The sequence below is a fragment of the Vibrio sp. Vb1337 genome (assembly GCF_033338715.1).
Lineage (GTDB): Bacteria > Pseudomonadota > Gammaproteobacteria > Enterobacterales > Vibrionaceae > Vibrio > Vibrio alginolyticus.
Window position 1 is genome coordinate 109290 of sequence record NZ_JAWOTD010000004.1, and the last position, 14072, is coordinate 123361.

Annotated in this window: 11 protein-coding genes; 7 read left to right on the plus strand and 4 right to left on the minus strand. The window is 44.5% G+C overall.

Annotated features, from left to right (window positions below):
• Window positions 1–11: 11 nt before the first annotated feature.
• Window positions 12–728, minus strand: coding sequence for a 6-phosphogluconolactonase (pgl, locus tag R7E42_RS05970; protein ID WP_017634562.1), 717 nt, complete (start codon window positions 726–728; stop codon window positions 12–14).
• A complete protein-coding gene (gene zwf / locus R7E42_RS05975; RefSeq protein WP_017634563.1) occupies window positions 725–2227 on the minus strand; it encodes a glucose-6-phosphate dehydrogenase in 1503 nt (500 codons plus the stop codon). The genes pgl and zwf overlap by 4 nt, the downstream gene beginning before the upstream one ends.
• A 537-nt stretch (window positions 2228–2764) precedes the next feature.
• Here zwf and R7E42_RS05980 point away from each other — a divergent pair.
• Together R7E42_RS05980 and R7E42_RS05985 are read left to right on the plus strand one after the other, a co-directional pair.
• Window positions 2765–3730, plus strand: coding sequence for a helix-turn-helix domain-containing protein (locus tag R7E42_RS05980; RefSeq protein ID WP_137282067.1), 966 nt, complete (start codon window positions 2765–2767; stop codon window positions 3728–3730).
• Between the two features lie 99 nt (window positions 3731–3829).
• On the plus strand, window positions 3830–5965 hold the full coding sequence (locus tag R7E42_RS05985; protein ID WP_318072425.1) for a TonB-dependent siderophore receptor: 2136 nt from the start codon (window positions 3830–3832) through the stop codon (window positions 5963–5965).
• 91 nt (window positions 5966–6056) lie between these two features.
• On the opposite strand, the gene R7E42_RS05990 is transcribed toward R7E42_RS05985, so the two are convergent.
• Together R7E42_RS05990 and R7E42_RS05995 are read right to left on the minus strand one after the other, a co-directional pair.
• Window positions 6057–6743: a response regulator gene (locus R7E42_RS05990; protein ID WP_167415241.1), complete on the minus strand. Its 687-nt coding sequence runs from the start codon at window positions 6741–6743 to the stop codon at window positions 6057–6059.
• Window positions 6740–8359: a sensor histidine kinase gene (locus R7E42_RS05995; RefSeq protein WP_170890282.1), complete on the minus strand. Its 1620-nt coding sequence runs from the start codon at window positions 8357–8359 to the stop codon at window positions 6740–6742. Before R7E42_RS05995 ends, R7E42_RS05990 begins: the two co-directional genes overlap by 4 nt.
• A 476-nt stretch (window positions 8360–8835) precedes the next feature.
• On the opposite strand from R7E42_RS05995, the gene R7E42_RS06000 reads away from it, so the two are divergent.
• The 5 genes from R7E42_RS06000 (at window position 8836) to R7E42_RS06020 (ending at window position 13930) form a co-directional block, all read left to right on the plus strand.
• Window positions 8836–9063 (plus strand): hypothetical protein, encoded by a 228-nt coding sequence (locus tag R7E42_RS06000; RefSeq protein ID WP_005377125.1) that lies wholly within the window; start codon window positions 8836–8838, stop codon window positions 9061–9063.
• A gap of 130 nt (window positions 9064–9193) precedes the next feature.
• Complete coding sequence (locus tag R7E42_RS06005; protein ID WP_104975368.1) at window positions 9194–10609, plus strand: TolC family protein; 1416 nt, start codon at window positions 9194–9196, stop codon at window positions 10607–10609.
• 3 nt (window positions 10610–10612) lie between these two features.
• Window positions 10613–11593 (plus strand): HlyD family secretion protein, encoded by a 981-nt coding sequence (locus R7E42_RS06010; RefSeq protein ID WP_054575051.1) that lies wholly within the window; start codon window positions 10613–10615, stop codon window positions 11591–11593.
• A 22-nt stretch (window positions 11594–11615) separates the two neighbouring features.
• Window positions 11616–12782: an ABC transporter permease gene (locus R7E42_RS06015; RefSeq protein WP_047009843.1), complete on the plus strand. Its 1167-nt coding sequence runs from the start codon at window positions 11616–11618 to the stop codon at window positions 12780–12782.
• Window positions 12779–13930, plus strand: a complete 1152-nt coding sequence (locus R7E42_RS06020) for an ABC transporter permease (protein WP_318072426.1) — start codon at window positions 12779–12781, stop codon at window positions 13928–13930. The genes R7E42_RS06015 and R7E42_RS06020 overlap by 4 nt, the downstream gene beginning before the upstream one ends.
• Window positions 13931–14072 lie beyond the last annotated feature (142 nt).

The window sequence follows — 14072 nt, forward strand, 5'->3', positions numbered from 1 at the left end:
CGAGCAGCGTCTTAAGCAATTTTTGCTGCCGCGTCTAAATCTAAATACCATTCCGTTAGGCCCGATTTCGCTTGAATCTTAGCCGCTGGGTATGGCAGTGCGTGTGCTGGTGAACTGTTAATTTCTTCAACAATGTCCGCTTTTCCTGCACCAAGCACTAAGTAACTAATGCGTTTCGCTGCTTCTAATACGCGTGCGGTTTTCGACACACGAAGTTGGCCCGATTCAGGATGCGACGCCACAAGAGATAGGTTCGCATCATCATAATTCGTTTGGCCAGGGAACAGAGAAGCTGTATGACCATCTGCACCAACGCCTAATAAGATCCAGTCAAACACAGGTGTGCCGTTTTCACTCGGGATCACCTCTGCCATCTCTTTTGCAAAGCGCTCGGCTTCTGCTTTAGGCTCATCTTCGCCACGGATGCGGTGAATGTTTTCCGCAGGAATATTTACTTGGCTAAACAACAACGTGTTCGCTTCACCGTAGTTGCTTTCTGCATCGTCAGGGGCAACACAACGTTCGTCACCCCACCAAAAGTGGAGGTTTTCCCATTGAATGGAGGTTGCGTAAGCCTCTGAAGCCAGTAGTTTAAACAGCATTTTAGGAGTGCTGCCGCCAGAAAGAGAGATGTGAACAGGTCTGCCCATTTCGCTAAACGCTTTCATATCGTTAGCTAGGCTTTCAACTACCTGTTCTGCTGTTTGGTAGATCTTATGGTTGATCATAGTTCACAGTAATCCGTATCTGTTAAGTTTTTACATGGGAAACGCCAAGCGCGGCCATCACGCTGTAACAAGTCATCTGACTCTTTAGGTCCCCAAGTGCCGCATGCGTACCCGAAGAGGGATTGTGGATCTTGCTTAAAATCTAAGATTGGCTGTACGTATTGCCAGCACGCTTCCACCGCATCACTACGTGCAAATAGCGTAGCATCACCATTCAAAGCATCAAGTAGAAGACGCTCGTATGCCGTTAGCATTTGCGTTTCTTGCAGGTCAGCGTAATGGAAGTTCATTTTCACTTCCTTCGCTTCAAAGCCTGCGCCTGGCTCTTTCAAGCCAAAGCTCATTTGAATGCCTTCGTCTGGTTGAATACGAATGATCAGCTTGTTTTCTGGTGCGTTTTGACCAAACACAGGATGCGGTGTTTGTTTAAAGTGGATAACCACCTCAGTAACGCGTGTTGGAAGACGCTTACCAGTACGCACGTAAAATGGCACGCCATTCCAACGCCAGTTGTTGATGTACGCTTTCAAACCGATGTAAGTCTCTGTACGAGAATCGTCTGCAACTCCCGGCTCTTCACGGTAGCCGCGTAGGCTTTGCCCACGGACTTCAGACGCCGTGTATTGGCCTAATACTAGGTCATTGCGCAGAGCGTTTTCGTCTAATGGCTTTAGGCATTGAAGCACTTTTACCACTTCATCACGCATCGAGTCTGCATTGATTTGCGCTGGTGGTTCCATACCTACCATTGCTAATACTTGTAGCAAGTGGTTTTGGAACATGTCGCGCACAGCGCCAGAGTTGTCGTAGTAACCACCACGCTCCTCTACGCCAAGGAATTCTGCGCCTGTGATTTCAACGTAATCAATGAAGTTACGGTTCCAAAGCGGCTCAAACATCGCATTAGAGAAACGAAGCACAAGTAGGTTTTGTACCGTTTCTTTACCTAAGTAATGGTCAATTCGGTAGATTTGATGCTCTTGGAAGTGCTCGTGAATTTCTTTGTCCAGAATACGCGCCGATTCAAGGTCATAACCGAATGGTTTCTCAATGATCAGGCGTTTCCAGCCATCTTCTTCACTGTTAAGACCATGTGCTGCAAGACTTGCAGGGATCACACTGTATAAACTTGGTGGGGTTGCTAAGTAAAAAAGCGTATTGCGTTGCTCGAATTGATATTCGTCCGCAAGTTGGTCTAAGCGAGAAGATAGCTTACCGTAATCTTGTGTGTCAGAAGTATTAATTGCTTGGTAGTGCAGATGGTTAATAAATGCATCAAGCGTTTCTGGCTCAGTCTTTTCCATTTCCTGAAGCGATTTTTTCAGCTTCGCGCGGTAAGACTCATCACTGTATTCAGTGCGACTTACACCCAGAATGGCAAAATTCTCTGGAAGCTGCTTGTTCGCGTAGAGGTGGTATAAAGCAGGAATGAGCTTACGGTACGTAAGGTCACCTGAAGCACCAAAAATAACGATGCTGCTGTTTTCTGGTATTACCATCATCTTTCCCTTAAAAACGAGGTACTTATTGTGTGCCCGGATACGGCTAGAGAATGAGCCAACCCTATCAATGGCACCTCAAAATAGAAAATTGGTCTTACCTATTACGTTGATAGGTAAAGTCTATGGGCCCAAAGAACCTCAAGAAGTTGCATTTCCGATTCTTGGAAACACGACGTATTGAGGTCATTTAAGTCACTTATGTCTCAAAAGTACACACTGTACTCGCTGGAGGAGAGTCCGACACGGGGCAATATTGTCTACGACTATTTGATTTACATCAACACTTGCCAGTGCAAACGTTTAAATAAGTTGCACAAAACGTCATAAGCGATTGTATTTTATTGATAAAAAAAGTTTCATCTGAACACTCCAAAATTTAAGCAAAAACTCTAATATGGGCAATAATTACTCATACTTGCAATCCATTACAGTTTTATCGTGATCTGTGTTACTTACTTTTTATTTCATCATGCTATTGATAATGATACTCAATTAAAGATAATGAAATCACTATTAATGTGAAAGTAGAACGCCATGAAATCAAGCGCCATTAACCCACATCCCATAAACCGAATACAATCGGTGCTTGACTACATTCACACCAACTTAGACAGCACTCTGAGCGTAGATGAAATATCGAAAGCAAGTTGTTGGTCTCGCTGGCAACTGCAACGCGTATTTCAACAACACACTGGCGTATCCGTCGCTCACTATATCAGAGAGCTTAAACTTAGCCTTGCGGCTGAGCGCTTAATCCATACTTCTGACCGCTCGTTAGATATAGCGATAGAAATGGGATTTACATCTGAACACGCATTTAGCCGAGCGTTCAGGAATATGTTTTCAAAAAGCCCCCGTGAATATCGAAAAACGCAACAGCTCTCCGGGTTGAGACAACCTTTGACGCTGCGTAAGACACCAAAAGAAGAGAAAAAACATCAGCGCTTTATTGAAGTTCGAATAGAAACAAAACCGGCTTTTGAACTTGCTGGTTATCATGAACCTATTCACGGATTGTTTTCCGCTGCGCCCGATTTCCAATCCAAAGTACCGTCGCTTTGGTCACGTCTTTATTCATCTGAAAACCTTAACAATTCGGAAAGTAGTTACTTTGGCGTGATTGATGTGACTCAAGCGTATTCAAACAACCAACAACTTGAGTATTGGGCAGGTTATGAGTGCAGTCCAACAGCAAACGCACCAAGATCAACGAACTCTTCCAACTCGGGGTTAGACCTCTTGGCTGTTCCTGAGCAAACCTACGCCGTCATTACACACATAGGCAAAGCATCAGAGCTCGCCTCAACGCTGGAATGGTTTATTTTACATTGGCTACCCTACTCTAATTATCATGCTATCGATGGTTATGAGTTAGAGCTTTATCCAGAAGGTTATGATGTTGATAGCGAACAAGCACAAATGCAGTATTGGATTCCTGTCGAGCCAAACGACTCGCTATCTTTAAAACCTAAGAACAGAAGAATAAGTTCCAAAGATTAGTGTTTTGCACCAAATTGTTAACTTTTCCTATTTCTTTGAATATAGAATACAAATAACAATCATTATCAATAAATAGAAAAAGTAGTGGAATTTATAAATATGGAAAGTCCGATTCGATTTCATCGTTCAGCGGTTGCTATCGTCGTATCCGCATTGCTCGCTGGCCACGCCAATGCGACTGAGAGCGTATCCCAACACGAAACGATTACGGTGCTAGGAGAAACATACCGAAACACCGCAACTAAAACCGTTTTAGAACCGGAGGAAACACCGCAAGCGATCACGGTAATCACTAAAGATGACATGGACCTGCGCGGCGTAAACTCGGTGAGCGAAGCATTGCGTTACGCGCCTGGCGTAAATACAGAATTGCGTGGCGGTGCCGTTTCCCGACTTGACCTATTCAATATTCGTGGTTTTATTAACTACACCAACTTTTATGATGGTCTTCCTTTGCTGTACAACGGTTGGAACCTTCAACCTCAGGTCGATTCCGTTGCTCTTGAGCAAATCGAGGTTTTTAAAGGGCCAACGTCTGTTCTTTACGGCAATATTCCACCAGGAGGTATGGTCAACATTATCGCCAAGGCGCCTCAGTCAACACCCTCGCACTCTGTCTCGATTAGTACTGGGACTAACAGCCTAAAAGAACTGACGTTCGACACCACAGGACAAATTGGTGATTCTAATGTGGATTACCGTATTGTAGGCCTAGCTAAACAGCGAGATGGTCAAGCCGATACGTCTGAAGACGAACGTTATGTACTCGCCCCATCTTTCAATTGGCAAGCGACAGAAAGCACATTAGTGAACGTGAATGTTTACTATCAAAATGATCCATCAGCAGGTATCTACACGACTGTGCCTGCGTCTGGCTCAGTGATTAAAAACCCACTTGGCTCGATGTCACCAAGCACTTATTTGGGGGATGAGGACTGGAACACTTACGAACGCGAAGTTCTGATGATGGGTTACAAAGTCCAACACGACTTTAACAACAATTGGCAATTTCTACAGAATGCCCGCTACATGACCGCCGATGCCTATCAGGAAAACACATATAACGGTGCACTTGAAGCGGATAACCGTACCGTTGGTCGAAATGCCTATTTAACCGATGAAAAGTCCAAATCCTTTGTGATTGACAACCAACTATCTGGCTACGTTAAAACAGGAAATTTTGAACATAACTTATTGTTCGGGCTTGATTATCAGTATCTAGATTCAGATGTAAAATACAAAGACACGCTTGGGTATTCGCTAACTCAGGACATTTTTAATCCTGACCACAACAGCATTGATCGTAATGCACTGAATTTCCAATACAAACAAAACTTAGATATCAAAACGAAGCAGATTGGCGTTTATTTCCAAGATCAAGTTCGTTACGACCAACTTGTAATGATTGCAGGTCTTCGTTGGGATAAATACGATTCAAATACAGACGCCGTTAGCGATTATCTAGGAACAGTATCCAACAGCAAGGAAGAGTTAGACGATACCAACGTATCTTTCCGAGTCGGTGGTTTGTATGAGCTAGACTTTGGTCTCTCGCCATACCTTACTTACTCGGAAAGTTTCGAGCCAATTGCGGGTGCCGACTCTTCTGGTAAAGCATTTGAGCCATCAACCGGTCATCAATGGGAGTTAGGCTTTAAATACGCCCCATTATCTGGTGATATCTCAGGTAACTTAGCACTCTTCCATATTACGAAGAAAAACGCGATCTTGACCGATCCGAATAATCCTTATGCACCGAACTATCAAGCGGGCGAAGTGGTATCACAAGGTATTGAACTTGAGGCAAAATGGCAAGCCACAGCACAAGCTGATTTCACTCTAGGCTATACATATACCGATATGGAGATTACCGAGGACAGTTATTACAACCAAGAAGGTAAAACGCCGGTTTGGGTACCTGAGCAAACGGCCTCTCTATGGGCCAATTACTTCTTTGAAGGAAATCTTTCAGGCCTTCGTACCAGTGCTGGCGTTCGCTATGTCGGGGAAGCACAAATTGATGCACAGAATAGTCAAAAAGTACCGGACTACACCTTGTTTGATTTGGCAGCAAGTTACGATTTCTCAACGGTATCTGAATCAATGAAAGGGGCTAGCGTCACGCTTTCTGCAAGCAATCTATTCGATAAAGAATACTATTCTTGTTACGACAAAAATAACTGTTGGTTTGGCGCTGAGCGCTCTATCGAAGCGATGTTAGAATACAACTTCTAGCCTCTTAGAACGGAACAGCAGTAATTTGTAAAGCGATGGTTTCTAAAACAAGCCATCGCTTTTTATTTTGCATAGAGCATCAATATAAACGCTACCGTGTCACTTTTTTATAGCACCTTTCTGGCCTACCTACCGACCCATAGTTTAAATCAGCCTCTAGTTCACCAGTACTGATAAGAAACTCAAGATAACGTCTAGCGGTTGTTCGGCTCACTCCGATTTTTTCACCTGCCTCATCAGCGGTCAGCACACTGCCATTTGGGAACAACTCTCTGATCTTGTCTAGGGTTACACCATCAATCCCTTTTGGTAATCGGTTCGGCAAGTTGTCTTGATTGGCGTGAGACTGCAGCATTTTATCAACGAGGTTCTGATCCAAACTCTCTACGATGTCTAGTTGTTGGCGTTGGGACACATACTTTTTCAGTGCGGCATCTAAACGTGGAAACATCACTGGTTTTAACAGGTAATCGACAACGCCACCCCTCATCGCCTGTTGTAACGTATCGACATCCCTTGCGGCTGTAATCAAAATGACATCACACGTTTGGTTACTTGCACGCAGTGTATTTAGTATCTCAAGCCCTGTGCCATCGGGAAGATAGACATCCATCAATAGTAAATCTGGCTTAAGAATGTCGAGTTGCATTTCTGCTTCCATTCTCGTGGTCGCAATTCCAACCACTTCCAAACCTGTCAGTTGGCTTAAGTATTTGTGGTGCAGCTCAGCAATAGCCAGATCATCTTCAATGATCATTACGCGAGTCGCCATACTCATATTTGTTCTTCCTTGGGTAAGTACACCGTTATTCTTGTCCCATAATTTGTATTGGGTATCATCTCAACATGGCCGTGATATCGAGTAGCAAGCTGATTGACAAGGTGTAACCCAACACCTCGATTTTGACGAGATTTCGTCGAAACGCCTTTTGTAAATAATGTTTGTGGATCCACTGTTTTTGGGAGGCCACAGCCATGATCTATCACCTCAAGTATCACTTCATTTCCGTAATCGCTAACGGACACATCAATGTTTCTGCGTTCTGACGCAACATTTGATTCATCGCGAATTGAAGTTAACGTGGCATCGAAAGCGTTATCAATCAAATTACCCAAAATTGTGACAAGGTCTTCCGAATTTAGCCACTCAGGTAGGGGCTCCAGACGACTGCCTTCCTCAACCACCAGTTGTAAGCCTAACTCGCGAGCACGTTCAGTTTTTCCAAGCAACATACCTGCAATTAGCGGGTCCTTAACGGTATCTCTTAAAAACTCAATCATTGCTTGATAGTGTGCGGTTTCTTGTCCAATTAACTTTTGCACCGCATCAAGCTCACCCATTTGTACTAGCCCACTAATGGTGTTGAGCTTATTTCGATGCTCATGGGTTTGCGAACGTAACAAATCTGCATATTCCTTGGTTTGTGATAGCTGCTCGGTTAGATCATTAATTTCATCCCTTAAACGGAAACTCGATACCGCCCCCACGATTTTTCCATCAACATAAATTGGAGAGCGATTTGCAATCAGGCGCTTATGATTAAGGAATATTTCAATATCATGATCTTCCTGCCCGCTTTCTAATACTGTATATAGATCGCTATCACGCAGCGTGTCAGTCAAAGGTTTATTGAGCGCTGATTCTCTATCAATACCGAGAATCTGGCAGGCACTACGATTTATCGAGCGAAGTATCCCTTGGGCATCAATGCTTAACACGCCCTCTTTGATGGTGCTCATCGTCACTTCTAATTCGCCGTACAACCGCCCTATCTCTTCAGGCTCAAAGCCTAAAATGGCGCGCTGAAACTTTCTCGACGCATAATTGGATACAATGGCATTAGCGACGACAACTACGATGACCATTAAAATCAAAAAGGCCAAAAATGGTTCGATGCGGTCTTGCAGTCGGTCGAGCAAATAGCCAACCGAAACCACACCAATGATGTTCCCTTGCTCGTCAAAAATCGCAGCTTTACCACGAACTGAATAACCTAACGAGCCCTGTGCCGTCGAAACATAAGACAATCCCCGTTCTAGCGCTCGACGATTGTCGCCACCTCTCATTGGCTTGCCCAACCGCTCATCAACAGGGTGGATTAAGCGTACTCCCTTATGGTCGCCAATAACGATGAATGCAGCACCTATGGCTTCGGTTAATTCTCGAAAGCGAAGTTGGTATGGCTGGGGGTTTTGGGTTTCGATCATTTCACGAACAACCGCTGAGTCCGCTAAAAAACGGGCAACACCCAGTGCTTTTTCTCCCATTTCTTGCTCTTGATTGATTTTGAGATAAGTGAACCCCGCGGCGACAAGCAATAACAGCTCTATCAACCCCGATAGCGTCATAATAATGAGCATCCGCTTACGAAAGCTGATGGTTTTCCAACTCATTGATACATCCTTGTGATTCACTCTTGAGCGTAACGTTAACACTCAGTTAACAGCATGACGTTGTCGCGGTGATAAATCTGTGAGGAAGGCAAACAAACCGCAGAGTTTACGGTTAATTAATCGACGAGCTGAAACATAAAATTACAACCATTCACCAAATTTAGCATTCCTCTCTGATACTCAATTCCATACATAAATTGCCCTTAAAATCATGATCGCGATCACATCGATTTTAGCGGTTTTTGAGGCGTTTTTAGACTTTACAACGTATAATTTTTAATCAACGAAACCAATGAGAGTTTCGGTTTGAAAGCAGTGAAGCTGGAAGTCTATTAAAAGCTCAACATTGACGTCAGTGGTTTGGACACAAATAAAACAAAATACAAATACTGACTATATGACAAACACTTAGACACCATCTGAAAACTGGAAAACTATAAACAGAGGTGCATTTATAGTTAGAAGGAACACCAAACATGGAACGCGATACCTTTGGAATATGCCTGAATAAGGCGATGCTGTCAGAGAATATGTATTCAACATTTACACACGTCAGGGCTTATGAAAAAAACGGAGGCGGTACTTCTGATCTCAAAGTCCTGTTATCGTTCCCTCAAATGAGTGGAAAAGATCTATTGAATACGATGCGAGGTTCTCGTCAGCTAGAGTGGAGAGCGGAGTTTCACTGTCCATATACGAAATAAATTTGTAACATCTCCCGCGCCCAGCACAAATATAACTGGGCGCATACTACTGCCCAATTTTCCCTCCTACTTAACACGCAGTTACGAATCCTTTATATTAGAGCTAATACTCTACGACAAAGCAGCCATTATGAAAAAAACAGGAAAGGTTTGGATACTGGGCTTACTTAGCAGCTCGATTTCCCTTGCCTGTCATGCGGCACCGATCACTTTTGATACCGCATGGCAGCTATTGCTAGAAAACAACTATTCTCTCAAAGCTCAACGCTCAAACGTCGAGAACTACCAATACCAAGAGAGTGCCACCAGCAATCTCAACTTACCTCAGGTTACTATTGGCGCGAATTACACGCGTTTAGATACCGATATCACGCTTTCGGGAAAACAGATCCTAGACAGCACAGGAGCACACATTAACGTACCTCCTGCTTTTCAGCCTATTTTTGGTGCCTTAGCTAATACCACTTCGACCATAACCGAGCGCGATATTTTCTCTTCGTCTATTCGTGCGATTTGGCCAATTTTTACTGGTGGTCGAATTTCTGCGGCTCAATCAGCAGCAGAAGGCAAAACGGATGAGGCGAAAAGTCAGCTTCTAATGGAACAACAAGCGCGTTTTGAAGATTTATCGAAGTACTACTTTTCTGTCGTACTGGCAAAGGAAGTACTCGCAACGCGGCAAGCGGTTGAAGCAGGGCTAAAAAAGCATCGAGATTTTGCCATTAAGCTTGAAGAGCAAGGACAAATCGCGCACGTTGAGCGCCTGCAAGCCGAGGCTTCTTTAGATAAAGCATCTGTAGAAACACGTAAAGCAGCCAGCGATTTGAGTATCGCTCAGGCTGCATTAGGTAAATTACTCGCACAAGATGATGCCGTAGAGCCCGCTGAATCTTTGTTTATCAACGACAGTCTTCCCCCTCTTACTGCTTTTGTCGATCAAACGTTGCTTACCTATCCGGGGTTAGAACTTCTGAGCGCTAAACACAAACAAGCCTCTAGCTTAATCAAAGCAGAAAAAGGGAAATACTACCCTGAAGTTTATCTTTACGGCGACTACAGCTTGTATGAAGACGATTCTCTCGCAAGCCAAATGAAGCCTGACTGGTTAGTTGGTGTTGGTGTCAGCATTCCACTGATTGAATCATCAGGGCGAAGCGAAAAAGTCAAAGCCGCTCAAAGCGTCGTCTCGCAGGTCGACTCATTAAAGTCCCAAGCCAAACAAGACTTATCGCTGTTAGTCCAAAAGACATACTTGGAGGCTCAGCAAGCCATTGATGAAGTACAAGGGCTCGCATCTAGCATTGAACTCGCTAACGAAAATCTGCGCTTGCGTGAAAAAGCATTTACTCAGGGTCTGTCGTCTTCTCTGGATGTTGTGGATGCACAACTTTATGTCGCGAGTATAGAAACACAACGTTCAGCGGCGCGTTTCCGCTATTTAATATCTTTAACCAAGCTACTCGCATTGAGCAGTGAAATGAACAGCTTCGAACAATATCAAAATACCGCTTATATCCCTGCTTCAACATCCAAAGAGGTGAAATAAATCATGGCAGCTAAATCACTAAAACCCGTTTTACTCTCACTTTGTGCTTTGGGTGTTGCCTCTTGGGTTGGGTATCAATTTTACCAAGCCTATCAACCAGAACCGATCCGCTTACAGGGATTAATTGAAGCCCAGCAATACAGCATTTCCTCAAAAGTCCCAGGGCGTATTGATGAGGTCATGGTACGTAAAGGCGACGATGTAGAGAAAGGTCAGCTTATTTTTACCCTTCATAGTCCTGAAATTGAAGCGAAGTTAGAACAAGCAAAAGCAGGTGAAAAAGCGGCGGACGCCTTAGCTCAAGAAGCTGAGAAAGGCGCACGTGAGCAACAAATCCAAGCAGCAAAAGATCAGTGGATGAAAGCCAAAGCCGCTGCGAATTTAATGGAAAAAACCTACAATCGTGTGAATAACCTTTATAACGATGGCGTGGTTGCAGAACAAAAACGCGATGAAGCTTTAACTCAGTGGCAAGCAGCGAAATACACAGAAAGTGCTGCGTTTCAAATGTACGAAATGGCAAAAGAAGGCGCTAGAAGTGAAACCAAAGTGGCTGCGGCGGAAAAAGCGCGCATGGCATCAGGTGCCGTAGCCGAAGTAGAAGCGTACGCGAAAGATACTCAGATCTACAGCTGGTTTGACGGCGAAGTCTCTCAAGTTCTACTTCAAAGTGGTGAATTAGCACCTCAGGGCTTCCCGGTTGTTACTGTGATAGATACAGAAGATGCCTGGGCGACACTTAATGTGCGTGAAGATTACCTTCAACACTTTAAAAAAGGAGCAACCTTTGATGCCTATTTGCCTGCCTTAAATAAAAATGTTGAGTTCAAAGTAACGCATGTTGCCGTTATGGGTAACTTTGCAACGTGGAGAGCAACCGATGCTTCTCAAGGTTTTGATCTTCGTACCTTTGAAGTAGAAGCTCGTCCAGCTCAACCCGAACCTGAACTGCGTATGGGAATGAGTGTTGTCGTTGAACTTTAATCACAACCACTAGGTTAATGCTATGACGATTAAGATTTCACAGCGGCATATCTTACGACGAGACAAGTGGTTGCTTTCGTGCCTTACTTGGATACCGATTTTGCTCGCGATGATGATTTGGGGAGTGTTCTCTGCGGGCATTGCCCGGGATCTGCCAATCGGTGTGGTTGATCTACAACATTCCCAACTTTCTCGAAAGCTCATTCAATCTTTGGATGCGTCGTCGAGTCTGGCTGTTAACTATCATTACGCCAGTGCAAGCGAAGCAAAAAATGCGATGATTGAAGGCGATATCTACGCTTACGCGGTCATCCCATCTAAGTTCGACCAAGATATTCTCCAGCACCGCCAACCTCAACTTTCTGTCTTTTACAACAGTCAGTACATTTTGGTAGCGAAACTGATCAACTCTGCCATTGCGCAAGCACAAGGCTATTTCGACGCTCAGGTTGAAGTAATGGGCAACTTGGCTAAGGGTAACACCACAACGTTAGCAGCGGCTGGACAGGCTGTACCCGTGTCGACACAAATAACCGCATTATTTAACCGTAACAATAACTACGCACAATTTTTGGTAACGGCTATCGTGCCAGCCATTTGGCAAATATGTATTGTAGTAAGCACTATTTTGATTCTTGCCGCGCACTTTCGCATTTATGGTGGAAAGAATAGCTTTGCATTTTTGGGCGAAAAGCCATACGCCAGGCTCACTACCCTATTAAGTCAGTACATTCCGGTCTTTATGGCGCAAGGTGCGTTGTTCTTGTACTGGTTTTATTCCGTGCTTGATTGGCCAATGGAAGGCAGTTTTGTGGTTATGCTATTAGCACAATTGGCGACGGTTATCGCCTGTATCATTATGGGAGCGTTGTTCTTCTTCTTGTCGATGGATCCTGCACGTGCGATGAGTTTTGCTGGCGCATTTACGGCTCCAAGCTTCGCGTTCATGGGAATTACATTCCCAGTTTCTGACATGAACACGCTCGCTTATGCATGGCGTTCATTATTGCCGATTACCCATTACATTGAAGTACAAGTGAGTCAAGCAAGCTATGGAGCATCGGCCGCACAATCTTTAAGCTCGCTATGGCCTATGATTGGTTACGTTGTGCCCCTGCTCATTACCGCAGCCTTGATGGGTAAACATCGAACAGCTTCATCAACACGCCAAGCGAAGGAGGCGGTATGACATTGTGGCAACTGATTAAAGCGGAACTTAAGGCCGTTCTAACCAATCCAGTCGTTACGTTGACCGTGTTTGGTGGTGTCGTATTTTACTCGTTTTTATACCCTTTGCCTTATGCACAACAAACGCCTCGTGAACAACCAATCGCGATTGTTAATCTAGATGGTAGTCAGACGAGTTTAAAGCTGGAACGTATGGTTGATGCCACCCCACAAGTCAACGTAGTCACTCGACTTCATACGATTGCCGATGCAAAGCAAGCATTTTTACAACGAGAGATCACCGGTTTTTTAGTCATACCGGAACACTTTTACAAAGACCTAATGCTAGGTAAAAGCCCGACTCTAGCCTACGCTGCGGACGCCTCGTATTTTCTCGTGTACGGAACCGTGGTAGAAGGATTGGCCCAAGCGGGAGGCACATTAGGGGCCCAAGTGAAAGTCAGTAAAATGGTGATAGATGGTGTGCCCATGAGTATGGCTAGCCATAATTACTCTGCTATTAAGCTTAATATGAAACCGACGTTCAACCCAACCATGGGTTACGTCGAATACGTAGTGCCGGCAGTATTTGTTCTGATTTTACAACAAACGTTGATCATGGCGGTTGGATTGCAAACGGGAACACAGCGTCATGGTCGTGGCTATTGGTCACAAGTATCAACGGGATCGCTGCTGCTTGTGAGAACGTTAGTATTTGTGGCAATTTATTATTTACTCGGCGCCTATTATTTTGGTTTTAGCTTCGAACGCTTAAACGTAAACCATATCGCCAACGCGGGCGAATTGCTGGCTATGTTGTTACCGTTCTTTTTAGGTTGTTGCGGACTAGGCTTCTGGCTAGGTTACTTATTACCTCGGCGTGAACTTGTCACCTTAGTCGTCCTAGTGAGCTCTATGCCGCTCATTTTCTTGGCTGGTTTTATTTGGCCGATTGAAGCCATACCTACTCCCTTATTATGGATTGCTGATTTAAGCCCAAGCACTTGGGCGATAAAAGCTTTCTTAGCGCTAAACCAAATGGGGGCAACCTGGCAACAAGTCGCTCCACATTGGACGGCGCTTTGGGCACTCACCGTGCTTTGGGGTAGCGTTGCGTACTGGATTGCTAAGCGAAGTAACAAGCCAGTTGTAACAGAGAGCTTGGGGTGACAGCTGACATTTTCTATTACTATAAAAAAAGCCGGGTAACTAAACCCGGCTGAAAATCTGCGTCCTTGCAGCGGACATATGGTAAAAACACTTTTTGCTCTGGGCTTACCCATTGAGCGAGATTAGATTAAGCCAAAAAGTA

Coding starts and splice junctions, on each gene's coding strand:
- pgl (WP_017634562.1), bottom strand. CDS start 728: ATGATCAACCATAAGATCTACCAAACAGCAGAACAGGTAGTTGAAAGC.
- zwf (WP_017634563.1), bottom strand. CDS start 2,227: ATGGTAATACCAGAAAACAGCAGCATCGTTATTTTTGGTGCTTCAGGT.
- R7E42_RS05980 (WP_137282067.1), top strand. CDS start 2,765: ATGAAATCAAGCGCCATTAACCCACATCCCATAAACCGAATACAATCG.
- R7E42_RS05985 (WP_318072425.1), top strand. CDS start 3,830: ATGGAAAGTCCGATTCGATTTCATCGTTCAGCGGTTGCTATCGTCGTA.
- R7E42_RS05990 (WP_167415241.1), bottom strand. CDS start 6,743: ATGAGTATGGCGACTCGCGTAATGATCATTGAAGATGATCTGGCTATT.
- R7E42_RS05995 (WP_170890282.1), bottom strand. CDS start 8,359: ATGAGTTGGAAAACCATCAGCTTTCGTAAGCGGATGCTCATTATTATG.
- R7E42_RS06000 (WP_005377125.1), top strand. CDS start 8,836: ATGGAACGCGATACCTTTGGAATATGCCTGAATAAGGCGATGCTGTCA.
- R7E42_RS06005 (WP_104975368.1), top strand. CDS start 9,194: ATGAAAAAAACAGGAAAGGTTTGGATACTGGGCTTACTTAGCAGCTCG.
- R7E42_RS06010 (WP_054575051.1), top strand. CDS start 10,613: ATGGCAGCTAAATCACTAAAACCCGTTTTACTCTCACTTTGTGCTTTG.
- R7E42_RS06015 (WP_047009843.1), top strand. CDS start 11,616: ATGACGATTAAGATTTCACAGCGGCATATCTTACGACGAGACAAGTGG.
- R7E42_RS06020 (WP_318072426.1), top strand. CDS start 12,779: ATGACATTGTGGCAACTGATTAAAGCGGAACTTAAGGCCGTTCTAACC.